The sequence below is a fragment of the Nocardia jinanensis genome (assembly GCF_014645735.1).
GTDB classification, from domain to species: Bacteria; Actinomycetota; Actinomycetes; order Mycobacteriales; family Mycobacteriaceae; genus Nocardia; species Nocardia jinanensis.
This window is the reverse complement of the sequence record NZ_BMMH01000003.1, coordinates 141,211-162,128: the sequence shown is the minus strand read 5'-3', so window position 1 is coordinate 162,128 and position 20,918 is coordinate 141,211. Positions and strand designations below refer to the sequence as shown.

At 68.4% G+C, this 20,918-nt stretch carries 19 protein-coding genes; 8 read left to right on the top strand and 11 right to left on the bottom strand.

All coding sequences use genetic code 11. The features are described 5' to 3' along the window. Positions 1 to 2 precede the first annotated feature (2 nt). A complete protein-coding gene (gene sucB, locus IEY68_RS09460) occupies positions 3 to 1,772 on the bottom strand; it encodes a 2-oxoglutarate dehydrogenase, E2 component, dihydrolipoamide succinyltransferase (RefSeq protein WP_062998461.1) in 1,770 nt (589 codons plus the stop codon). Between the two features lie 255 nt (positions 1,773 to 2,027). Here sucB and IEY68_RS09455 point away from each other — a divergent pair, with 255 nt between their 5' ends. Continuing rightward, positions 2,028 to 2,381, top strand: a complete 354-nt coding sequence (locus tag IEY68_RS09455; protein ID WP_062998459.1) for a hypothetical protein — start codon at positions 2,028 to 2,030, stop codon at positions 2,379 to 2,381. A gap of 221 nt (positions 2,382 to 2,602) precedes the next feature. Here the strand turns inward: IEY68_RS09455 and IEY68_RS09450 are convergent, their stop codons facing one another. Both IEY68_RS09450 and IEY68_RS09445 read right to left on the bottom strand, forming a co-directional pair. Then, a complete protein-coding gene (locus tag IEY68_RS09450) occupies positions 2,603 to 4,114 on the bottom strand; it encodes a leucyl aminopeptidase (RefSeq protein ID WP_062998457.1) in 1,512 nt (503 codons plus the stop codon). A gap of 9 nt (positions 4,115 to 4,123) precedes the next feature. Continuing rightward, positions 4,124 to 4,912 (bottom strand): TetR/AcrR family transcriptional regulator, encoded by a 789-nt coding sequence (locus IEY68_RS09445; RefSeq protein WP_062998455.1) that lies wholly within the window; start codon positions 4,910 to 4,912, stop codon positions 4,124 to 4,126. Between the two features lie 99 nt (positions 4,913 to 5,011). On the opposite strand from IEY68_RS09445, the gene IEY68_RS09440 reads away from it, so the two are divergent. The 3 genes from IEY68_RS09440 to IEY68_RS09430 all read left to right on the top strand — a co-directional run bounded on the left by IEY68_RS09440 (position 5,012) and on the right by IEY68_RS09430 (position 8,018). After that, the gene (locus IEY68_RS09440) at positions 5,012 to 5,623 is read left to right on the top strand and encodes a GNAT family N-acetyltransferase (RefSeq protein ID WP_062998453.1); all 612 of its coding nucleotides are present in this window, start codon (positions 5,012 to 5,014) and stop codon (positions 5,621 to 5,623) included. Positions 5,624 to 5,708: 85 nt separating this feature from the next. Continuing rightward, a complete protein-coding gene (gene gcvT / locus IEY68_RS09435; RefSeq protein ID WP_062998451.1) occupies positions 5,709 to 6,803 on the top strand; it encodes a glycine cleavage system aminomethyltransferase GcvT in 1,095 nt (364 codons plus the stop codon). A 114-nt stretch (positions 6,804 to 6,917) separates the two neighbouring features. Continuing rightward, on the top strand, positions 6,918 to 8,018 hold the full coding sequence (locus IEY68_RS09430) for a branched-chain amino acid aminotransferase (protein WP_062998449.1): 1,101 nt from the start codon (positions 6,918 to 6,920) through the stop codon (positions 8,016 to 8,018). A 164-nt stretch (positions 8,019 to 8,182) separates the two neighbouring features. On the opposite strand, the gene IEY68_RS09425 is transcribed toward IEY68_RS09430, so the two are convergent. From IEY68_RS09425 to IEY68_RS09400, 6 genes are all read right to left on the bottom strand, one after another. Then, positions 8,183 to 8,896, bottom strand: a complete 714-nt coding sequence (locus IEY68_RS09425; protein WP_062998441.1) for an MBL fold metallo-hydrolase — start codon at positions 8,894 to 8,896, stop codon at positions 8,183 to 8,185. A gap of 109 nt (positions 8,897 to 9,005) precedes the next feature. Beyond that, positions 9,006 to 9,761: an adenosylcobinamide-GDP ribazoletransferase gene (locus IEY68_RS09420; protein WP_373292962.1), complete on the bottom strand. Its 756-nt coding sequence runs from the start codon at positions 9,759 to 9,761 to the stop codon at positions 9,006 to 9,008. A 22-nt stretch (positions 9,762 to 9,783) separates the two neighbouring features. Continuing rightward, on the bottom strand, positions 9,784 to 10,854 hold the full coding sequence (cobT, locus tag IEY68_RS09415) for a nicotinate-nucleotide--dimethylbenzimidazole phosphoribosyltransferase (RefSeq protein WP_062998439.1): 1,071 nt from the start codon (positions 10,852 to 10,854) through the stop codon (positions 9,784 to 9,786). 151 nt (positions 10,855 to 11,005) lie between these two features. Further along, on the bottom strand, positions 11,006 to 11,647 hold the full coding sequence (locus tag IEY68_RS09410; protein WP_062998445.1) for a maleylpyruvate isomerase family mycothiol-dependent enzyme: 642 nt from the start codon (positions 11,645 to 11,647) through the stop codon (positions 11,006 to 11,008). Between the two features lie 83 nt (positions 11,648 to 11,730). After that, positions 11,731 to 12,273, bottom strand: a complete 543-nt coding sequence (locus tag IEY68_RS09405; protein ID WP_062998437.1) for a bifunctional adenosylcobinamide kinase/adenosylcobinamide-phosphate guanylyltransferase — start codon at positions 12,271 to 12,273, stop codon at positions 11,731 to 11,733. Between the two features lie 7 nt (positions 12,274 to 12,280). After that, entirely contained in the window at positions 12,281 to 12,961 is a 681-nt protein-coding gene (locus IEY68_RS09400) for a DUF3043 domain-containing protein (protein WP_062998434.1), read from the bottom strand. 230 nt (positions 12,962 to 13,191) lie between these two features. Between IEY68_RS09400 and IEY68_RS09395 the strand changes: the two genes are divergently transcribed. Together IEY68_RS09395 and IEY68_RS09390 are read left to right on the top strand one after the other, a co-directional pair. Further along, the gene (locus tag IEY68_RS09395) at positions 13,192 to 13,548 is read left to right on the top strand and encodes a HesB/IscA family protein (protein ID WP_062998432.1); all 357 of its coding nucleotides are present in this window, start codon (positions 13,192 to 13,194) and stop codon (positions 13,546 to 13,548) included. Between the two features lie 182 nt (positions 13,549 to 13,730). Then, positions 13,731 to 14,702 (top strand): carbohydrate kinase family protein, encoded by a 972-nt coding sequence (locus IEY68_RS09390; RefSeq protein WP_062998430.1) that lies wholly within the window; start codon positions 13,731 to 13,733, stop codon positions 14,700 to 14,702. An 85-nt stretch (positions 14,703 to 14,787) separates the two neighbouring features. Here IEY68_RS09390 and asnB read toward each other — a convergent pair whose 3' ends face one another. Then, positions 14,788 to 16,731, bottom strand: a complete 1,944-nt coding sequence (gene asnB, locus IEY68_RS09385; protein ID WP_062998428.1) for an asparagine synthase (glutamine-hydrolyzing) — start codon at positions 16,729 to 16,731, stop codon at positions 14,788 to 14,790. Positions 16,732 to 17,244: 513 nt separating this feature from the next. Between asnB and ctaC the strand changes: the two genes are divergently transcribed. Both ctaC and IEY68_RS09375 read left to right on the top strand, forming a co-directional pair. Next, entirely contained in the window at positions 17,245 to 18,231 is a 987-nt protein-coding gene (gene ctaC, locus IEY68_RS09380; RefSeq protein ID WP_229718720.1) for an aa3-type cytochrome oxidase subunit II, read from the top strand. A 12-nt stretch (positions 18,232 to 18,243) separates the two neighbouring features. Then, positions 18,244 to 18,660, top strand: coding sequence for a cytochrome c oxidase subunit 4 (locus tag IEY68_RS09375; protein WP_062998426.1), 417 nt, complete (start codon positions 18,244 to 18,246; stop codon positions 18,658 to 18,660). Between the two features lie 922 nt (positions 18,661 to 19,582). On the opposite strand, the gene IEY68_RS09370 is transcribed toward IEY68_RS09375, so the two are convergent. Next, the gene (locus tag IEY68_RS09370) at positions 19,583 to 20,860 is read right to left on the bottom strand and encodes an FAD-binding oxidoreductase (protein ID WP_062998416.1); all 1,278 of its coding nucleotides are present in this window, start codon (positions 20,858 to 20,860) and stop codon (positions 19,583 to 19,585) included. Between the last annotated feature and the right edge of the window lie 58 nt (positions 20,861 to 20,918).

Here is a 20,918-nt window from a genome sequence, read left to right as displayed (position 1 = left end):
CCTTACAGGCCGAGATCGGCCTCGAAAGCCGCCTCTTCCAGGCGGTGCCGGATGGTCGTGAGGAACCGTCCGGCGTCCGCTCCGTCGATGAGGCGGTGATCGTAGGTGAGTGGCAGGTAGCACATCGAGCGGACGCCGATGAACTCGCTGCCGGACTCGTCGGTGACCACGGTCGGGCGCTTCACGATGGCACCCGTGCCCAGCATGCCCGCCTGCGGCGGAACCAGGATCGGGGTGTCGAACAGGGCGCCCTGGCTACCGATATTGGTGATGGTGAAGGTGCCACCGGCCAGTTCGTCCGGTTTCAGGCCGCCGGTGCGGGCCCGGTTCGCGATATCGGCGATGGCGCGGGCCAGACCGGCCAGCGACAGATCGCTGGCGTTGTGGATGACCGGGGAGAGCAGACCCTGCTCGGTATCCACCGCGATACCCAGATGCACCGACGCGTGGTAGGTGATCTCCTTGCTGTTCGCGTCGTAGCTGGCGTTGACGTTCGGGTGTACCCCGAGCGCCTCCACCACGGCCTTGGCGAAGAACGGCAGGAAGGTGAGGTTCACGCCCTCGCGTTTGGTGAAATCTGCCTTGGCCTTCTTGCGCAGCGCGGCGATCTTGGTGACATCGGCCTCGTGCACCTGGGTGAGCTGCGCGGTGGTCTGCAGCGATTCCAGGGTCTTGGTCGCGGTGATCTGCCGGATCCGGTTGGCCTTCTGCGTGGTGCCACGCAGCGCTGCCAGCGCGGGGCTGGCGGCAGCGGCGGCCCTGGCGGGCGCCGCGGCGGCGGGAGCGGCGGCCGTCGGTGCCGCGGCTGCCGGAGCCTGCTCGGCCTCGGCGGCGGCGAGCACGTCCTGCTTGCGGATCCGGCCACCGACACCCGAACCGGTGACCGAGTTCAGGTCGACACCGTGCTCCTCGGCCAGTTTGCGGACCAGCGGGGTGACGTACGGGGTCGCGCCGTTGGCGGAAGCGGACTGCGCGGGAGTCTGGGCGGTAGGGGCCGGTGCCGGAGCGGCCGCGGCAGGAGCCGACGCGGGCTGGGGAGCCGGTGCGGGCTGGGGGACCGGTGCGGGCTGGGGAGCCGGTGCGGGCTGCGGAGCCGGTGCCGGAGCAGGGGCAGGCTCGGGGGCCGGGGCAGGAGCCGGTGCGGGGGTCGAACCACTCGCGGGAGTGCCGGAGCCGATGACCCCGAGCTGACCGCCGACCTCGACCACATCGTCTTCGCCGGCGGTGATCTCCAGGAGGGTGCCCGCGACGGGGGACGGGATCTCGGTGTCGACCTTGTCGGTGGAGACCTCGAGCAGCGGCTCGTCGACCGCGACCTCGTCACCGATCGCCTTGAGCCACCGGGTCACGGTGCCCTCGGTAACCGATTCGCCGAGTTCCGGCATCTTCACGGAAGTACCGGAGGCCGCGGAGTCGGCGGCGGGGGCCTGGGCGGGCGCCGGAGCCGGAGCGGCTTCCTGCGCGGGCTCGGCGGCCGCGGGGGCGGGCTCGGCGGCGGCCGGTTCGGGAGCCGGGGCGGGCGCGGGGGCCTCGCCGGCGTCACCGATGACACCCAGTTCGCCACCTACCTCGACGATGTCGTCTTCCTTGGCGACGATCTTCGTCAACACACCCGCCGCGGGGGACGGGATCTCGGTGTCGACCTTGTCGGTGGAGACCTCGAGCAGCGGCTCGTCGACCTCGACCGTGTCTCCTTCCTGCTTCAGCCACCGTGTCACCGTTCCCTCGGTGACGCTCTCACCAAGAGCGGGCATCTGGACGGAGAAGGCCATGTCCGTTGACTCCTCTAACTGCTCGACGGGTCTACAACAGTTCGTTCCGGTGGATCCTGCCGCGGGTCGCGGCGGTATTCCAGCCGGCGTTCATTCTGCGCGGCGCCGGAGATCCGTGTGGTTGTTGTTCCGTCCACCATCCTTGCATTCGCCGCGCGCCGCGTTTACCGGAGGGCATCCAATTTTGGTAGCTGGCACCATGGAATCACCGCCGAATGTGGCGGGATTCGAGTGGCGAACAGGAGGTCGGCGGCAATGGGTTTGCTGGACCGTATCCGTCGTGCCGGGTCCGGGCGCAGGGGCGTTTCCGGCGGTCAGGGCGCAGAAGCCCGCTACCTGCGGGAGTGGGTGCGCACACATACGGGGGTGGAGGGTTTCGTCGAGCCCAAAACTACTGTGACCGATGTCACGGTGGTGTTGGTTGCCGCGGATGGTGAATGGACCCGGCGGATCGTGGGTGAACGCGGCGCCCGCCGCCTCGCCCGGGACCTGAGGATTCCGGTGTACGACGTCGACCGGACCGGATATCCGCAGCGTATGCGCGATTACGATGCGCGCCGGCGGATCGAGCGCAAACGCGCCGCCGCGCGCGAGCTCGACGAGCAGTGAGGACACACCGCCGACGACCGTGCGGGCGCTTCGCCGAACCCGGTCGCTGATCGTCGGTGCGGGGCCGGCGTGGGGGAAGGTGGTTGCCCGGCCCGGACCGCCCCGGGCCCGGGGCCGTACGAGGGGTCGCGCCGCCACGCTCGGGTGACCGCGCGACCCTCGGCTGCTCGTCGTATTTGCTGTGCGTCCGGAAGGCCGCCCGGCAAACCACATACGGGGCGCTATTCGGCGGCGATATCCTCCAGCACGGCGATGAGGGTGCGGACCGGAACTCCGGTGCCGCCCTTGCCGATGTAGCCGAACGGTCCGCTCGTGTTGTAGGCGGGACCCGCGATATCGATATGAGCCCATTCGACACCGGCCGGGACGAACTCCTTCAGATAGGTGCCGGCCAGCAGCATGCCGCCCCATCGGTGCGCGGAGGCATTGACCATATCGGCGACCTTGGAGTCCAGATCGGCGCGCAGTTCCTTGGGCAGCGGCATCGGCCAGCCGTTTTCGCCGACCTCCCGGGAGATCCGGGCGACCCGGTCGCGGAACTCGTCGGTGCCCATCACACCCGGGGTGCGGGTCCCCAGCGCCACTATCTGGGCGCCGGTGAGAGTGGCGACGTCGATCAGGTAGCTCGGGTCGTCCTCGCCGGCGCGGACCATGGCGTCGGCCAGGATGAGCCGGCCCTCGGCATCGGTATTGGTGACCTCGATGGTGGTGCCGCCGTACTGGGTGAGCACATCGCCCGGCCGCTGTGCGGTACTCGACGGCATGTTCTCCGCCATCGGCACGGTCGCGATCACGGTGACCGGCAGGCTCAGCCGGGCGGCGAGCAGGGTGGTCGCCACGACCGCGGCGGCACCTGCCATATCCGAGGTCATGTTCTCCATGTTCGCGGCCGGCTTGATGGAGATACCGCCGGTGTCGAAGGTGATGCCTTTACCGACCAGCGCGACCTTCTTGTCACCGCCCCGGTAGGTGAGCCGGACCAGGCGCGGCGGGCGCGAGGACCCCTTGCCGACCCCCAGCACGCCGCCGAAGCCGCCCGCTTCCAAAGCTTTCTCGTCGAGGACCTCGACCTCGAGGCCGGCGCCCTCGGCCAGCAGCGCGGTCCGGCGCGCGAATTCCGCAGGGTACAGGTGGCTCGGTGGGGTGTTCACGAAATCGCGGGCGGTGGCCACGGCCTCGGCGGTGAGCTGGGCGCGCAGCAGCGCGTCGCCGCCGAAATCCGGTTCCGGGACGAGTAGTTCGACCCGGGCCAGCGGTGCGGCCTCCGGCTTCGGCGCGGATTTCGTGGAGCGGAAAGCAGTGAACGAGTACGCGCCGAGGTAGAAACCCTCCACCGCGGCACCGATGTCCAGACCGGACAGGGTGGTGACCGCACGCGCGACCCCGGTCAGGGCACGCGCGGCCACGCCGGCACTGCGGCGGATCTGCTCGGCATCGATATCCGGGGCGCTGCCGAGCCCGACGGCCAGCACGCTCGCGGCGTTGTCCAGGCCGGTGGGGGCGGGAATCCGGACGAGCTGTTCGGCCTTGCCGGTCGCACCGACGGCCGTCAACTGGTCGAGCAGCCGGGTGCGCAAGTCGGTGTCGAGCACATCGCCGAAGAGGTCCCCGGGTACGAGGACGGGACCGTCATCGGTGGTGGCCAGGCCGATGACGAGGACATCGGTGCCGGGTTCGATGGTCTGAGTACGTGCCAATTCCGGTCCGAGCGGACGATCTGCGACTGCGGTCATGGTCCCAGGCTATTCGGTGGACCCCGCATGCCGTACCGCGACGCCTTCGAGCAGCATGTCCACCGCATCGGTGAGCAGTCGGTCGAAATCGAGGTCGAGTCTCGGGCCCGTCGGCCCGAATGCCTTGTCCAGGGCCGGGCGTGCGGCGACGAGTGCCGCCAGTTCGGTCGGCGCCGCCGATTCCGGACCGCCGATCCGGTCGGAACGTTCGGCGGTCCACACCAGGGCGAGTCCCTGCACGAGTGCGGAGTAACTCAGGTACGCCGAGATCAGCTGTGTTCTGGACAGGTCCAGTTCGTCGAGCGCGCTCAGCGTTCGGTCCAGGGTGTCGAACAGGGCGGGACCCAGCGGTGGGCGCAACCGTGCCAGCACCGTGAGGATCCACGGATGGCGCCGGTAGATCTGCCATTCCTGCTGCGCCTCGTATCTGATGCGGGCCCGCCAGCCGACCAGATCCGGCGGCGGGGGCGGTGTTTCGGCGAGTACGAGATCGGTCATCGCGACGAGTAGCTGTTCCCGATCGTCGAAGTACCGGTACAGCGCGGCGGTGGCCACGCCCAGTTCGCCGGCGAGACGGCGCATGGTGAGGCCCTCGGTGCCCGCGCGGTCGGCCAGTGCCACCGCCGCGCTGGTGATCGCGAGCGCGGACAACCGGTGCGGCCGGGGCCGCGGCGTGGCGGCCGGTGTCCGGCGCCGGGCCCGATAGGCGCGGGCCTGGCAGGAGCGCGAACAGTACCGCCGCCGCCTGCCCCGGTCGGGTTGCCGGAGAACTCCACCGCAGATCGCACACGCTGTCACCGCGTAATTCCATCACACGAAATACCGTGACGAAATAGTGGTTTTCCGCTGATGAGCCACATAGATTCGCTGGTAGGAACACCATTCACAGGAGGCGGTATGGGTACGGAATTGACCGTGCGGCGGGCTGGGGCGAGTGACCTCGAACCGCTGACGAAGGCCTTCCGGAAGGCGACGCCGGACGAGGCGGTCACCGAGTGGATACTGCGCGATTACCCCATGGATCAGTTCCTCGACGAATGGGCTCCGCAGATCATCGACAAGGCTCTGCGCGAGGACGAGATCTGGGTGGCCGGCGGTGACGGTGAGATCTGGGCGATATCGATCTGGCAGAACCTCACCTCGGCCGAGCGCCTGCTCGCCGATGCCGCCACCGCCCGCGGGCACGCGGATCGGGCGCCCGAGCTGCGTCCCCTGCAGCGCTCCGCCTACGTGTTCGAACTACTGGCCCGCGAACATCCGCGCAGGTTTCCGCACAGCTATCTGGAACTGATCACCACCGTGCCCGAATATCGGGGCCGGGGTGCGGGCGCGGCCATCCTCACCGAGCGGACCCGGCGGTTCAGTGCCGCGGGGATCCCGGCGTATCTGGAGGCGAGTACCGAACGTTCGTCGCGGCTCTACACACGGCAGGGGTTCGTACGTACGGGCGAGACCCACACACTGCCGGAGGACGGCCCGACGCTGATCCCCATGTGGTTCGAGGCCTGACGACCCCACCGGCCCGGTGCCGTCGGTGGCCGGGCCCGGCGCGGTGGGGAACCGATCCCCGCGAGCGCCGGGATAAGCTCGCCGGGTGAACGACGCCGAGCTGCAACAGGGCCCTGTCCACGGAGTACACGTCGAACTCGGAGCGAAATTCGCGCCGTTCGGCGGCTGGGAGATGCCGGTCTCGTACGCGGGGACGGTCGCCGAGCACACCGCGGTACGGGAATCGGTGGGACTGTTCGACGTCAGTCATCTGGGTAAGGCGACCGTGCGCGGTGCGGGCGCGGCCGATTTCGTGAACTCCGCGCTGACCAACGATCTGGGACGGATCGGGCCCGGCCGCGCGCAGTACACCCTGTGCTGCACCGCCGACGGCGGCGTGGTCGACGACCTCATCGCTTACTTCGTGCGCGACGACGAGATCTTCCTGGTGCCGAATGCCGCCAATACCGCCGAAGTGGTGCGGAAACTGGCCGCGGCCGCGCCGCCGGCGATCACGGTCACCGGGGAACACCGCGATTACGGCGTCTTCGCCGTGCAGGGCCCACGGTCGGCCGAGGTCCTCACGGCACTCGGGCTGCCGGTCGACCTGTCCTACATGGCGTTCGCGGACTCCGAATGGTCGGGACAGCCGGTGCGGGTGTGCCGGACCGGTTACACCGGTGAACACGGCTTCGAGCTGCTCCCGCGATGGGACGGCGCCGAGGCCCTGTTCCGGGCGTTGGTGGACCAGGTGCGGGCCGCCGCTGGTGCGGTCGCCGGGCTCGGCGCCCGCGACACCCTGCGCACCGAGATGGGTTATCCGCTGCACGGACACGAACTGTCCGCGGAGATCACGCCGGTGCAGGCTCGCGCCTCGTGGGCGGTGGGCTGGGCCAAATCGGATTTCTGGGGCAAGGCCGCGCTCGAAGGCGAACGGGCTGCCGGTCCGCGCCGGACCCTGCTCGGCCTGGAGGCGCTCGACCGCGGGATCCCGCGGGAGAACCAGGACGTACTCGTCGACGGCGAGAAGGTCGGTGTGACCACCTCCGGTACTTTCTCGCCGACCCGGCAGATCGGGATCGCGCTGGCGCTGCTGGATCCGGCGGTGAAGGCCGGCACCGAGGTGTCGGTGAACGTGCGCGGCCGGTCGTTGCGCTGCACGGTGGTCCGTCCCCCGTTCGTCGAGGCACGAACCAGCTGAGACGGTGGACGCGGTCCACCGTGACCGGCCCCGGTGCGGCCGACGAGGGCCGGGCGGGCGTGCGGAACGGACCACTCCGGATTCGGCGCGGGCCCAGGACATAGACTGCTGGTCATGACCGCTGCTGCACAGTTCGCCCGTATCCCTCATCCTGCGCCCACCCCGGCGCAGCGGGTACAGGAGATTCTGTCGGCGCCCGGTTTCGGCCGCTATTTCACCGACCATATGGTCACCATCGATTACACCGAGGCCGACGGCTGGACCAACGCGGTCGTGGAACCCTATGGTGCGCTGACCCTGGATCCGGCCACCATGGTGTTCCACTACGGCCAGGCCATTTTCGAAGGACTCAAGGCGTACCGCCAGCCGGACGGGCAGGTCGCCTGTTTCCGGATCGACGCGAACGCGGCCCGGTTCCGCCGGTCGGCGCGCCGGATGGCGATGGCCGAACTCCCCGAGGAACTGTTCATCGAATCGGTGCGTCAGCTGCTGGAGGTCGATTCGGACTGGGTTCCCGCGGCCGGTGGTGAGGAGTCGCTGTATCTGCGGCCGTTCATGTTCGCCACCGAATCGGGACTGGGCGTCAAACCCGCCTCCGCTTACAAATACCTGCTGCTGGGTTCCCCGGCCGGGGCCTACTTCCCGCGCGGGGTGAAACCGGTGCGGGTGTGGCTGTCGACCGAGTACGTGCGGGCGGCGCCCGGCGGCACCGGCGAGGCCAAAGTGGCCGGTAACTACGCGGCCTCGCTGCTGGCCCAGGCCGAGGCCACCGCCAAGGGCTGCGATCAGGTGGTGTGGCTGGATGCCGTCGAACGCCGCTACGTCGAGGAAATGGGCACCAACAACCTGTTCTTCGTCTACGGGTCGGGGTCGGATGCCCGGCTGGTGACCCCGGCGCTGTCCGGGTCGCTGCTCCCGGGGATCACCCGGGATTCGCTGCTGACCCTGGCCGCGGACTCCGGCTATCCGGTGACCGAGCGCAAGATCTCCGTCGAGGAGTGGCGGGCGGGCGCGGAATCCGGTGAGATCACCGAGGTTTTCGCCTGCGGTACCGCGGCGGTGATCACCCCGGTCGGCTCGGTGTTCGGGCCCGACGGGGAATTCTCCATCGGTGGTGGAGAACCCGGCGAGGTGACCATGGCGCTGCGTGACACGCTCACCGGTATCCAGCGGGGCACCTTCGCCGATGTGCACCAGTGGATGCGGGTGCTCTGACTGTGTTTATCGGCCCCGCCTTCGGCGGGGCGGGTCGGGGCCCTATTAACCCCGGTTCTTCACTCCGGCGCTCAGTCGCTGCGCTCCTTCGCTCTGTCGCTCCAGAACCGGGGCGGGCCCCGACCGCGGATCGCCTTCTCCGGTTGGCCATCGGCAGGCGCAGATCAGCCCGGCATGAGGGCGTGCCATTCGCCGAGCGACTGTGGGCGCAGCACGTAGTTGTGGTCGCGGATCGAGTCCAGCGCGGCGTGCGGGTCCTGGGAGTACCAGTGCCCGGGGTAGACCTCGGGGTTGATCGGCATATCCGCCAGGTAGCGCAGGCTGCGGAACATGGTGTCGGAGTCGCCGCCCGGGAAATCGGTGCGCCCGCAGCCGTCGATGAACAGCGTGTCACCGGCGATGAGTTTGTCGTCGACCAGGAAGCACTGGCTACCGGGAGTGTGGCCCGGGGTGTGCAGGAATTCGATATCGAACGCGCCTACGCTCAGTGTGTCGCCGTGCCCGTGGCCGGTGAGTTCGCTCGGGGCGATGCCGGTGACATCGGCCACCCAGGTCTTCTCCTGGTCGTTCACATGCACAGGGACGGTGGTCTGCTCGAGCAACTCCCGGACCCCGCGCAGGGTGAAACCCATCATGGTGCCGCCGATATGGTCCGGATGATGGTGAGTGACCAGTACCCCGGACAGTTTCAGTCCGTCGTTCTCGGCGATATCGGCCAGATCGCCGGCCACGTAGGCCGGATCGACGACGACGCATTCACCGGTGTCCCGGTCACCGACCAGATAGGCAAAATTGCGCATCTGCGTGGCAATCGGATCTCCCACGGCGAAATCCCGGCCGGCCAGGAGTTGACGGAAATAGAGGCGCTCGGCTGACATACCTCCACCTTATGGGGAGTACCGGATCGGTGAGACGCTGCGTTCGCAATATTGAGCCGGGTGACATCAGACGGGCCGGGTTTTGTGGCCCAGACAGAGGTTTTCCGACTCAGACGGAGCCGGCGGCGACCGCGAATCCCAGCGCGGCCGACGCGGTGGTGAGTTCCACTGCCGCGCCGAGCAGGTCGCCGGAGAGCCCGCCGATCCGGCGGACGCCGTGGTCGACCAGGCGCACGGCGGCGGCGATCGCCACCAGCGCGACCAGCGGTCCGGCCCACGGAAGTTCCGGTATCGCGAAAACCGCTATCACCAAGGCCGCCGCCATCCAGCCGAATACGGCGGGCCGGGATTGGGTTCCGGCGACCATCGAACCGAACCAGGTGTCCGGCGCGGGTTCGATTCCGCGGCGGCAGGCCACGACCACCGCGACCCGCCCGAGCCCCACCGCTGTGACGACCGCCGCCCAGTGCCCGGTGGCCGCCAGCGTGGTGAACGCGCCGGCCTGGACCCCGGCGGCCAGGACGATCGCGGCCACTCCGAACGGCCCCGCACCACCGCTTTTCATGACCTCGCGAGCACGTTCGGGCGACCCGTATACTCCGAGCCCGTCGAATGTGTCGGCCAGGCCGTCCAGATGCATACCCCGGGTCAGCAGTGCCAGTACTGCGACCGCGACGAACCCGGCGGCGATACCCGCGGGGTGCAGTACCCAGAGCGCCGCCGCCGCGACGAGACCGAGCGCGGCTCCGGCGAGCGGGGCCAGTGCGATGGCTCTTCCGGCCGCGCGGCGGTCCACCTCGCTCGGGCCGCGGACCGGCAGTACCGTGAGCCAGGAGAAGGTGATACGAAGGGGCGCCGGCATCATCGCTCGCGTCTCATCGCGCCGGTCACTTCTGGAGGTCGACAGCGGCGACTTCGCCGGCCGTGCTGACGCCGGCGTCGGCGAAGGTCGCCATCTCCGCGAGAACGGCGACGGCGGCGCGCAGTACGGGCAGCGCGGTGAGCGCGCCGGACCCCTCGCCGAGCCGCATATCCAGTTCGAGTACCGGGGTGAGCTTCAGCTTGGTCAGGGCTTCGGCGTGCGCGGGCTCGGTGGAGCGGTGCGCGGCCACCCACCAGTTCGCCGCTCCCGCCGCCAGATCCTCGGCGACCAGTGCGGCGGCCGTGACGATCAACCCGTCGAGCAGCACCGGCGTCCGCCGGGCCGCCGCCCGGGCCAGGAATCCGGTCATCGCGGCGATATCGGCGCCGCCGGCGACGCGCAACAGTTCGACACCGTCACGGGCGACAGGGCGGGCCCGCCACATGGCGTCCCGGACGGCGGCGACCTTGCGCATCCAGCCGTGATCATCGACGCCGGTCCCGCGGCCGACCGCCCGAACCGGCTCGATACCGGCGAGAGTGGCGATGACGGCGGTGGCGGGTGTGGTGTTACCGATTCCCATATCCCCGGCCACCAGCAGGTCGGCGCCGCTGTCGATCTCCTCATCGGCGATCGCCGCACCCGCGGCGAGCGCGGCGGCGACCTCGTCGGCCGTGAGCGCGTCCTCGCGGTCGATCGCGCCACTGGACCGGCGCACCTTATGGGTGCTCACCGCCGGATCGGTATCGGCGTCCACCGCGATATCCACCACCCGGACGGTGGCACCGGCGATCCCGGCCAATGCGTTCACCGCGGCCCCGCCCGCCCGGAAATTGGCGACCATCTGCGCGGTGACCTCGCTGGGAAAGGCCGATACACCGTGCCGGGCCACCCCGTGGTCACCGGCGAACACCACCACCCGCGCCTGTTCGAACTGTTTCGGCGGGCATACGCCCTGACAGGCGGCTACCCAGTTGCCCAGGTCCTCCAGCCGTCCCAGCGAACCCGGCGGTTTGGTCAGCGACGCCTGCCGCTGCTCGGCCGCCGCACGGGCTTCGGCATCCGGCGGGGCAACGGGTGCGAATCCGTCTGTCACTGTTCGAGCCTTCCGATCGGGTGCTGTCGCGGCGGGTAGACCGTCCCGGGATTTCTCCGATCGGCCGGTATTCCACCCTTCCGGACAATATTGCCCGCTGCGCGGTGTCCGTCGTGAGGCACCCGGTCGAGCATCGTCGGCGGCCGCTCCATCAGGCACCCGTTCGATCGCGCAGTATCGCCACACCCGGGCCGGTGAGTTCGGCACAGTAGCGGGAACGACCGGCCATCGCCATGACCAGCGCGAGAGTGGTGCCGTGTACCGAGGGTCCGGAGCCGGTGTCGAACGGGCCGTCGGTGGCCCGCAGGCGCAGGCCTTCGGTGGCGGTACGACCGGCGACCGTGAAATCTCGAGCGGCGAAGAAGCGGGCGACCTCGGTCGCCGAGGTGAGGGCGGGGGCGCCGGTCAGCCCGAGCGGTTCGCGGATATCGGTACCGTGCACCACGACCTCACCGAGCCATGCCGGAGTGTGCCCGGACGGCGCGGTGGTGCGCGGGACAGCGGCGCGGAACCGCGCGAGTGTCTCGGCCGGGTCGGCACCCCGATACTCCTGCATGCGCCGCTGATTGTGCAGGTCGGCATCGAAGCGCGCGCCGAGCATGCTGCGGATCCAGCGCAGCCGCCCGATACTCGCCGCCGCGGTGAGATGGGCGAGGACCTCCTCCACCGACCACCGTCCGCACAACGACGGAGCGGCCCACTGCTGCGGGGTCAGGGTGGCGAGTTCGTCGGCCAGTGCGGCCCGTTCCCGATGAATCGACGCCCAGACGTCGGCGCGCGGCATGGTCTGCATCGCTCGATCCAAGCACCGGGCCCCGACATCGGTGGGAAGCGATGCATCGCGGGAGTGCGCGTCCGGTTCGAACCGGCCCACGCTCACTTCAGGCGCATCGGTAGACCGGCCACCACGAGAAAGGCTTCGTCGCAGATCTGGGCCAGCCGCTGATTGAGAGTGCCGATCTCGTCGCGGAACAGGCGGCCGGACCGGGTTGCCGGGATAACCCCCAGGCCCACCTCCGGGGTGACGATGACCAGCCGGTCCCGGTATCCGGCGACGGCGTCGGCGAGAGAGTCGGTATCCGGAGTGATGGTGCCGCGCGGGGCTTCCCAGGCGGCGCGGGCATCCAGCCGGGCTGTCAGCCAGGTGCCGATATCGTCGACCAGCGTGGCGCCGGGATGACCGGTGCGTAGTTCGGCCGCGGGGTCGGCGGCGTCGACCACGACCCAGTCCGCGGGACGGCGGGCCCGGTGCGCGGCGATCCGCGCGGCGAAATCGGAGTCCGCGGGATCGGGGATCGCGGTGGCCAGATAGCGGACCGCGCCACCGGCGACGAGGGATTCGGCGAACGCGGATTTACCCGAACGCGCACCCCCGAGTACGAGGGTGCGTTGTCCAGGGGGCGAGACGGGCGTGGACACCCGTGGATCAGATCGCGTCGCCGGGGGCTACCCGCGGCTTCGGGGCGCGCATCTTGCGCATCTGCGAAGCGCGAACGAACGAGTACCAGCCGAGCCGGAACCCGGTATCGGTGGATTTCGGGAAACGTTCCCGGACCCGGCGGTTGACGATCCGGCCGAGCAGAAAACCCTCGGCGATCATGAAGACCATCATGACCAGCATGGCCAGCGTGATGATCGATTGCCAGGCCGGAGCCGCGAACATGGACAGGATCAGCAGCAGCGCCATCGGCATGAACAGCCCGACCAGATTGCGGCGGCCGTCGACGATATCGCGGACGAACGCCCGTACCGGGCCCTGGTCGCGGGGCAGCAGGTACTTGTCCTCGCCCGCCAGCATCCGGGCGCGACGGTCCTGAGCGGCAGCGCGGCGTTCGGCGGAGGCGACTTTGCGGTCCGCCTTGGAACCGCGGGTCTCCTTACGGCGAGCGCGCGCTTCCTTCGAGGTCATGGGGGGTGGGGCCACCGGGCCGCGGCGCCTGCCCTCGGCATCGCGCCGACTCGGAGTGGGCCGGCCCTTGCCCGCCGTGGGCGCGGCCTTGGCCGCGGTCACCTCGGCCTCGGTAGCGCTCGCGGTGGCGGTCGCGGCCCGCGAACCGTCAGCGGGCGCGTCGGTACCGCTGGGCTCACCGCGTCGGAACAACTTCACGGTAACCAGGCTAATCGGTCAGCCGATCGGGCGGTGACCGGGGCGGTAGCCGGGGTGTGGCCGATCACCCGCCGGGCCGGTCGTGGCTCGGGCCCCCGGACTGTGGCACGGTAGAGTGGCCGCGGGTCCCGGAGATGGCAAGATGGGGAATAGCAGCCCGTCCGAGGGTGTTGGATAACCCGGAACCGTGCGCTGTTCGCGGACCGACCACGCTGTCCATAGGAGAGTTCATGAGTGTGCAGAACGACACCGCCACCACCACCCACGGTGTGCAGCTGACCGATGCTGCCGCGGGTAAGGCCAAGGCGCTGCTCGATCAGGAGGGCCGGGACGACCTCGCGCTGCGGATCGCGGTGCAGCCGGGTGGCTGCGCGGGTCTGCGCTACCAGCTCTTTTTCGATGATCGCACCCTCGATGGCGATCTGATCGCGGAATTCGGCGGCGTCAAACTGGCCGTCGACCGGATGAGCGCGCCGTACGTACAGGGCGCCGCGATCGATTTCGTCGACACGATCGAGAAGCAGGGCTTCACCATCGACAATCCGAATGCCACCGGCTCCTGCGCCTGCGGCGACTCGTTCAACTGAATGTTTCCGGGCCGGTGACAGCGCCGGCCCGGCATTTCCGATACACCCGGGTTACGTGACCATTACTTGTCACTGGGCCGGTTACGACACGTAGTCGTAGCCCCGGCGAATTGATACGGTGAACCGGGGGCAAAGCCCCGTTCACTTTCTTGTTCGCGCTGATTCCGAAGGGGCCCACTTACGTGTCCATAGCTGTATCCGCGTCCATCGCGACCGACCATCTCATGCGTTTCTCCGGCCGTTTCGCCGATGTACTGCTGCCCGATCAGCTCGAGCATGTCTCGCTGAGTTTCCTCGTCGACGACCTGGTGATCCGCCGCGGCGGGGTCGCCGGAAATATCGCCTATGCCATGGGCCTTCTCAAAAAGTCACCACTGCTGATCGGCGCGGTGGGCCGCGATTTCGACGAGTACCGGCAGTGGCTGGAATCGCACGGCGTGGACTGCTCGGTGGTCCGGGTGTCCGAAACCGCGCATACGGCGCGTTTCGTCTGCACCACCGACGAGGATATGGCGCAGATCGCCTCGTTCTACCCCGGAGCGATGAGCGAGGCGGGCGATATCTCGCTCACCGCCTTGGCCGAGGAGCGGAAGCTCGATCTGGTGCTGGTCGGCGCGAACGATCCCGAGGCCATGTTGCGGCATACCGCGGAATGCCGTGAACTGGGCGTTCCATTCGCCGCCGATCCGTCCCAGCAGCTGGCGCGGCTGGACGGGGATCAGGCCGTGCAGCTGATCGAGGGCAGCACCTACCTGTTCACCAACGAGTACGAATGGGGCCTGCTCAAGCAGAAGACAGGCCTCACCGAGGACGAGATCGCCGCCCGGGTGGGGGTGCGGGTGACCACCCTCGGTAAGGACGGCGTCCTGGTGGTCGATGCCGACGGGAGCGAGGTGCGGGTCGATGCGGTGCCGGAGAACGCCAAGGTGGACCCGACCGGGGTCGGCGACGCGTTCCGGGCCGGATTCCTCACCGCGCACACCGCGGGCCTGAGCATCGAACGCGCGGCCCAGCTGGGTTCGCTGGTCGCGGTGCTCGTCCTGGAGACGGTGGGCACCCAGGAATGGACCCTGGACCCGGATGCCTCGCTCAAGCGGCTCGGTGAGGCCTACGGCGCCGAGGCAGCGGCGGAGATCGAACCGCTGCTGCGCTGAGCGCAGACGTTGCCGATCCACCGGTGATCGACGAACGGGGCCCCGCTCACGTTGGTGAGCGGGGCCCCGGCGTCTTCCGCGGCGGCTAGACCTGCACCGGATAGGTGGGTTCGGAGATCTCCGGTTTGATGCGGTCCTCCACGAAGATCCCGTGCCAGATCATGAACACCAGCAGTGTCCACAGGCGCCGGCTGTGATCGGAATCCCCGGCCCGGTGCGCGTCGAGCATGGCGGCGACAGCGGCCTTGTCCAGCAGGTGATCGGTCTGCGATTCGGCGATCTGCTGCCGGGCCCAGTCGTAGAGTTCGGTGCCGCGCAGCCAGTGCCGCAGCGGTACCGGGAAGCCGAGTTTGGCGCGATGCAGCACATGTCCGGGCACGATGCCCTCGAGCGCCTGCCGCAGCGCGTACTTGGTGGTCTGCTTGGTGATCTTCTGTTCCAGCGGTACCTGCTCGGCCACCCGGAAGACCTCGGAGTCCAGGAACGGGACCCGCAGTTCCAGCGAGTTCGCCATCGTCATCTTGTCGGCCTTGACCAGGATATCGCCGCGCAACCAGGTGAACAGGTCCAGATGCTGCATGCGCGCGACCGGATCCCAGCCGGCCGACCGGTCGTAGATCGATGCCGTGACGTCCTGATGGGTCCACTCCGGGCGGAACTCCCGCAGCACCGACCGCAACTGCGCATCGCTGAAGCTGCGGGCATTCCCGTAGTACCGCTGCTCCAGGGGGAGTGAACCGCGGTGCAGCAGGCTCTTGCCGCGGGTCCCGTCCGGGATCAGATCGGAGACCTTGCCGGCCAGCCGGCGCACCCCACGGGGCAGCTTGTCGAACGGTGCGAGCGACAACGGCTCGCGGTAGATGGTGTAACCGCCGAACAATTCGTCGGCGCCCTCGCCGGAGAGTACGACCTTGACGTGCTTACGGGCCTCTTTCGCGACGAAGTACAGCGGCACCAACGCCGGATCGGCCACCGGGTCGTCGAGATACCAGACGATCTCCGGGATGGCGGCGGCGAACTCGGCAGGGGAGACGACCTTGACGATATGCCGGGCCCCGATCGCGGCCGCGCTCTCCGCGGCCACGTCCACCTCGGAATAGCCCTCGCGCTCGAATCCGGTGGTGAAGGTGATCAGCTTCGGGTTGTGCCGCATGGCCAGCGCCGCGATGGCGGTGGAGTCGATACCGCCGGACAGGAACGAGCCGACGGTGACATCGGCACGCATATGTTTGGCGACCGAATCCTCGAGCGCCGCGGCGATCTCCCGGTAGCGGGCCTGTTCGGTTCCGGCGGCGAACGGCCGCACCCCGAATCCGGGCACGAAGTAGCGGCTGACCTCCGGCGCCGCCCCGGGGCGGACCACCGCGTAGCTGCCCGATTCCAGCCGGCGAATACCGGTGTGCAGGGTCTCCGGCTCCGGGACGTACTGGAGCACCGTGTAATGCTCCAGGGCCCGGTGGTCGAGGGATTCGTCGAGACCCAGATCGGGCAGCAGTTCCAGCAGGCTCTTCTTCTCGCTGCCGAACGCCGTACCGCCCGGGCCGGTGGCCAGGAACAGCGGTTTGATACCGAAGGAGTCGCGGGCGAGGAACAGCTCCCGGGTGTGGGTGTCCCAGATCGCGAACGCGAACATACCGCGCAACCGGCGAACGGCCTCGGGGCCCCAGTAGTGGAACGCCGCGACGATGGCCTCGCCGTCGCCCTCGGTCGCGAACATGGGTTCGTCGCCGAACTCGGCCGCGTGCTCGCGGGCCAGCTCCTCGCGCAGTTCGAGGTAGTTGTAGATCTCGCCGTTGAAGGTCAGGGCGTAACGCTGCCGATCATCGGCCGGGCCCCAGCGCAGCGGCTGGTGCGAATGCTCGATATCGATGATCGAGAGCCGGTTGAAGCCGAAGATCAACTGGTCGTCGTGCCAGGTGCCGCGCTCGTCCGGGCCGCGGTGCCGCACACAGTGCAGGGCCTCGTACACCCGCTCCACCGTTTCCGGTGCAGCCGTATCGGACGTCAGAAATCCGAGCAGTCCACACACTGCGGCACTAACCTCGTTTCCACTGGTCGGGGAACCGCGCCGGGGGAGCCGGTACGGCGGGTGAAATCTAGTGTCCGAGTATGCCGCACGTTCGGATTCCCCGTGCGATACACCTCCACTAGGCCCGTCCGCCACCGTACGGAGTGTCGAAGCCGACCCGACGGCGTACTGGGCGCGTGTTTGGTCTACGCTGCGTAGTACTCGGACTCTTCCGGGTGGTGACGCGTGGTGCGCGGAGCCGCCAGGGGAGGTCGGAGGAGCTATTTGTCCGTACCCCCGGTGGCGGGTCCGCCGGGGTGTGCGATGTCGGAATGTGTGGCGACCAGGAAGGCGTTGAGCGTGGCGCACAAGGCGAGCGACGAGATCGGGGCACGGCCTGCCCGGCGGCGGGGTCGTGTCCTGCGGCGGGCCGGACTGGCGGTATTGCGTACCTCCGCATCCGCTCCGGCTGTGCGCGGTCCGGGTCGTGCCCTGCGGAGGGGCGGACTGGTCGTATCGCTGGCGATCACCACCATGCTCGTCTCCGGCTGCTCGATCGACAATGTGTGGTTGCGGTTCGGCTGGCCCTCGGGTGTCACCCCGCAGGCGCACCGGATGCGGGAACTGTGGACCTGGTCGGTGGTCGCCGCCCTCATCATGGGTGTGCTGGTCTGGGGCCTGACCTTCTGGACCGTGATCTTCCATCGCAAGAAGAAGAATTCGCCGGAGTTCCCCCGGCAGACCGGCTACAACGTGCCGCTCGAACTGACCTACACCGCGATCCCGTTCGTCATCATCGCGGTGCTGTTCTACTTCACCGTGGTCGTGCAGAACTACGTGCACGAGAAGGTCGACAATCCGGATGTGGTCGTCGACGTGACCGCGTTCCAGTGGAACTGGAAGTTCGGCTACCGCGATGTCGACCTGAAGAACGGGTTCACCTACAACGGTGTCGACACCGTCCGTGAGGACGCCAACCAGCAGCAGTTGCAGGAGTACGCCGACCGCACCAACGAAGAGGGCCACCCGCAGCCGGGTCCGGTGCACGGCCGCCCGGAGAACGACATCCTCTCGTTCCTGCACTACAACAAGATCGAGACGATCGGCAGCAGCACCGAGGTCCCCGTACTCGTGCTCCCGACCGGCAAAGTGATCGAGTTCCAGCTCGCCGCCGCGGACGTCATCCACGCGTTCTGGGTTCCGGAGTTCCTGTTCAAGCGGGACGTGATGCCGAACCCGAAGGAGAACAACTCCGACAACGTCTTCCAGATCAGTGAGATCGAGCGGGAAGGCGCCTTCGTGGGTCGCTGCGCGGAAATGTGCGGCACATTCCACTCGATGATGAACTTCGAGGTCCGGGCGGTTTCGCCGGACAAATTCCAGCGCTACATCCAGGCGCGTGAATCGGGTATGACCAATGCCGCCGCCCTCGAGTCCATCGGCGAATCGCCGGTGGCCACCTCGACCCAGCCGTTCAACACCGATCGCACGGTCAAGACCGACACCACCGAAAGCAAGTGAGGACTGACTGAGATGAGGATCGAAGCGCGGCTGTTCGAGCTGCTCACGGTGTTCTTCGTTCTCGTGGGCGTCATCTACGGCTTCTTCACCGCCCAATCGCGGACCGGTATCGAATGGGCCGGCACCACGGCGATCGTCCTGACCGCCGGCCTGTCACTGATCATCGGCACCTACTTCCGCTTCGTCGCCCGCCGGCTCGACCTGCGGCCCGAGGACTACGAGGACGCCGAGATCGTCGACGGCGCCGGTGATCTGGGCTTCTTCTCGCCCGGTAGCTTCTGGCCCATCCTGCTGGCCGGCGCCGCCTCGGTGACTGCCCTGGGCTTCGCCTTCTTCGAGCCGTGGCTGCTCGGACTCGGCGTGATCCTGATTTTGACCGCGGCCGGTGGCCTGGTCTTCGAGTACTACCTGGGCCCCGAGAAGCACTGAGCTGATGGCGGCGCCTCCGGCGCCGCGAGTCGGGGCCCTATTAACCCCGGTTCTTCACTCCGCCGCTCAGTCGCTGCGCTCCTTCGCTCTGTCGCTCCAGAACCGGGGCGGGCCCCGACTGCGGATGTCGACCATCCGGAGTGGGGCCAGGGTGTGTACGGCCTGTTTTCCTGGGCACGGCTCTGTCGGTGCTCGATGGTCGCTTTACTCGTGGACGGTCGGATGTGTGCTTCAGAACCGGGGTGGGACTCGACCACGGATGCCGGTCATTCGGAGTAGACAGAAGGTGTCTGCGGACGGGCGCGTAGTCGGCGTAAGTTCGCAGAATCTCGAGATCGGTAAGCCTGGGAACAAGAACGAAACCCCGCTGTCCCTTCGGGCAGCGGGGTTTCGTATATCCGTGGGACAACATCCGCACTCCCATGGCTGGTTCCCGTCCCGTGGCCGAACCCACTCCCGGTTCTGAAGCGCATGCGTCCAGCCGCCCCTAGAAGGGCGACTATCGAGCACTTTCGGTAACGCGAGCCCGCCCGGACCGGTCGAGGTGCGCGTCCGCCTGGACCTGTCGCCATCCGGAGAAGCGGGGCCCGCCCCGATTCCGGACCGACGGAGTACAGCCACCGAGCGCGGTGCAGCCGACCATCCAGAGACCAGAGACCAGAGACCAGAGACCAGAGACCAGAGACCAGAGACCAGAGACCAGAGACCAGAGACCATCGAGCACTTACCGTGCCGTTCTACCCAGGAAGGACGAGGCGCACCTCCGCACACCTTCCGTCCACTCCGGATGGTCAGCATTCGTGGGCGGGGCCCGCCCCGGTTCTGGAGCGACAGAGCGAAGGAGCGCAGCGACTGAGCGAAGGAGTGAAGAACCGGGGTTAATAGGGCCCCGCCCCGCCCCGCCGAAGGCGGGGCAGACAACTCAGTCGATGGATTCGTAGCGCATGCTGTTCTCCGAGCGGCAGATCTCCTCGATACCGGTGACGATATCGCGCAACTGTTCCGACGGCAGGGCATGCGGGCGGAGCCGGCAGGTGAAGGTGATCAGGCCGTGGTCGGTGGCAGGCAGGTTGCCGGCGGCGGATTCGGCGCGCAGATGCGCCGAGCGCACCCCGTAGGTCATGGCGGAGATGACGGTGAAGCAGCCGGTGCGTTCCCGGTGCCCGTTGAACAGATCGTGTAGCCGGTAGAACACCGAGGTGTAGTTGGACAGCGGTGCGAAGATCCCCACCCGGTAGGCGGGACCGCGTTCCGAGGAACTGATCACCGTATCGGCGAGATATTCGGCATCGCGCAGCGTCAGCACCTTCGGCGTGAACATCACGGCGCCCGCGGCGGCGTTACGGACCGGCATACCGGCCTTCCCGGGCGTGGCCGAGGCGATGGCGCCCAGAGACCTACGGGCCCGGCTGCCGACCTCGCGGCGGGCTCGCAACGATCGGGTGGGGGCGGTGGGGTAGAGACTGGACCACTGCCCGAAACGCACAGTGCCCAGCTGGACCTGACCCGCGCCCACCGGCCGGGACACCTTGAGCGGGGCGGTATCGATCCAGCGGCCCACCTGCAGTACGGCGTCACGCGGGCGGGTGACTTCGGTGTAGGCGTAGTCGACGAAACTGTCGAAATCGAGAAAGCGACGTGAGTCGGTGGACAGCCAGGTGTTGTCCTTGTCGACCTGCACGGTGTCGAGGGTGAGCGCGGTGATGATTCCCGCCCGCCCACCGGCACCGAGGATGCGATGGAACCGCTCGGTGTGGTGGGTGCGCCCGCAGGTACCGATCCGGCCGTCGGGATCGACGTACTCCAGATCCACGATCTGATCGATGAACAGCCCGTGCCGGTGTGAGGCGGTACTCACACCACCGACCGAGGCGAAACCGCCCGCGGTGATATCCCGGTGGTCCCCGACCACGGGTAGGCCCAGGCCGTGCGCGGCCAGCCGCCGATCGATATCGGACAGGCGCGCGCCTGCCTGTACCCGGACCGTCCGGCGGCCCAGGTTCAGATCGACGATCGAGTTCATCCGGCGCAGCGAGACCACGGTCTGCTGATCCGGCAAGGTGAGACCGTCGGTGGCGGGATCGCCCCCGTGAACGGTGAGCGGCCTGGAACGGTCCCGGGAATTCCGCACGGTGCGAACGACATCCGCGGTGTCGCGAGGCAGGTACTCGGCGGGCAAGACAATGTGCGGCGTGCTCATGGCACGAAAGCTAACCACAGCCCGGCGACCCTGGCGAGACTGGGTTTTTCACATGCCG

What these genes read in the sequence shown, in the direction of transcription:
- sucB (WP_062998461.1), bottom strand. Translation starts at nt 1,772, where the DNA reads ATGGCCTTCTCCGTCCAGATGCCCGCTCTTGGTGAGAGCGTCACCGAG.
- IEY68_RS09430 (WP_062998449.1), top strand. Translation starts at nt 6,918, where the DNA reads ATGACCGCTGCTGCACAGTTCGCCCGTATCCCTCATCCTGCGCCCACC.
- IEY68_RS09375 (WP_062998426.1), top strand. Translation starts at nt 18,244, where the DNA reads ATGAGGATCGAAGCGCGGCTGTTCGAGCTGCTCACGGTGTTCTTCGTT.
- IEY68_RS09370 (WP_062998416.1), bottom strand. Translation starts at nt 20,860, where the DNA reads ATGAGCACGCCGCACATTGTCTTGCCCGCCGAGTACCTGCCTCGCGAC.
- IEY68_RS09455 (WP_062998459.1), top strand. Translation starts at nt 2,028, where the DNA reads ATGGGTTTGCTGGACCGTATCCGTCGTGCCGGGTCCGGGCGCAGGGGC.
- ctaC (WP_229718720.1), top strand. Translation starts at nt 17,245, where the DNA reads ATGCTCGTCTCCGGCTGCTCGATCGACAATGTGTGGTTGCGGTTCGGC.
- IEY68_RS09450 (WP_062998457.1), bottom strand. Translation starts at nt 4,114, where the DNA reads ATGACCGCAGTCGCAGATCGTCCGCTCGGACCGGAATTGGCACGTACT.
- IEY68_RS09410 (WP_062998445.1), bottom strand. Translation starts at nt 11,647, where the DNA reads ATGCAGACCATGCCGCGCGCCGACGTCTGGGCGTCGATTCATCGGGAA.
- IEY68_RS09425 (WP_062998441.1), bottom strand. Translation starts at nt 8,896, where the DNA reads ATGTCAGCCGAGCGCCTCTATTTCCGTCAACTCCTGGCCGGCCGGGAT.
- IEY68_RS09395 (WP_062998432.1), top strand. Translation starts at nt 13,192, where the DNA reads ATGAGTGTGCAGAACGACACCGCCACCACCACCCACGGTGTGCAGCTG.
- IEY68_RS09420 (WP_373292962.1), bottom strand. Translation starts at nt 9,761, where the DNA reads ATGATGCCGGCGCCCCTTCGTATCACCTTCTCCTGGCTCACGGTACTG.
- IEY68_RS09440 (WP_062998453.1), top strand. Translation starts at nt 5,012, where the DNA reads ATGGGTACGGAATTGACCGTGCGGCGGGCTGGGGCGAGTGACCTCGAA.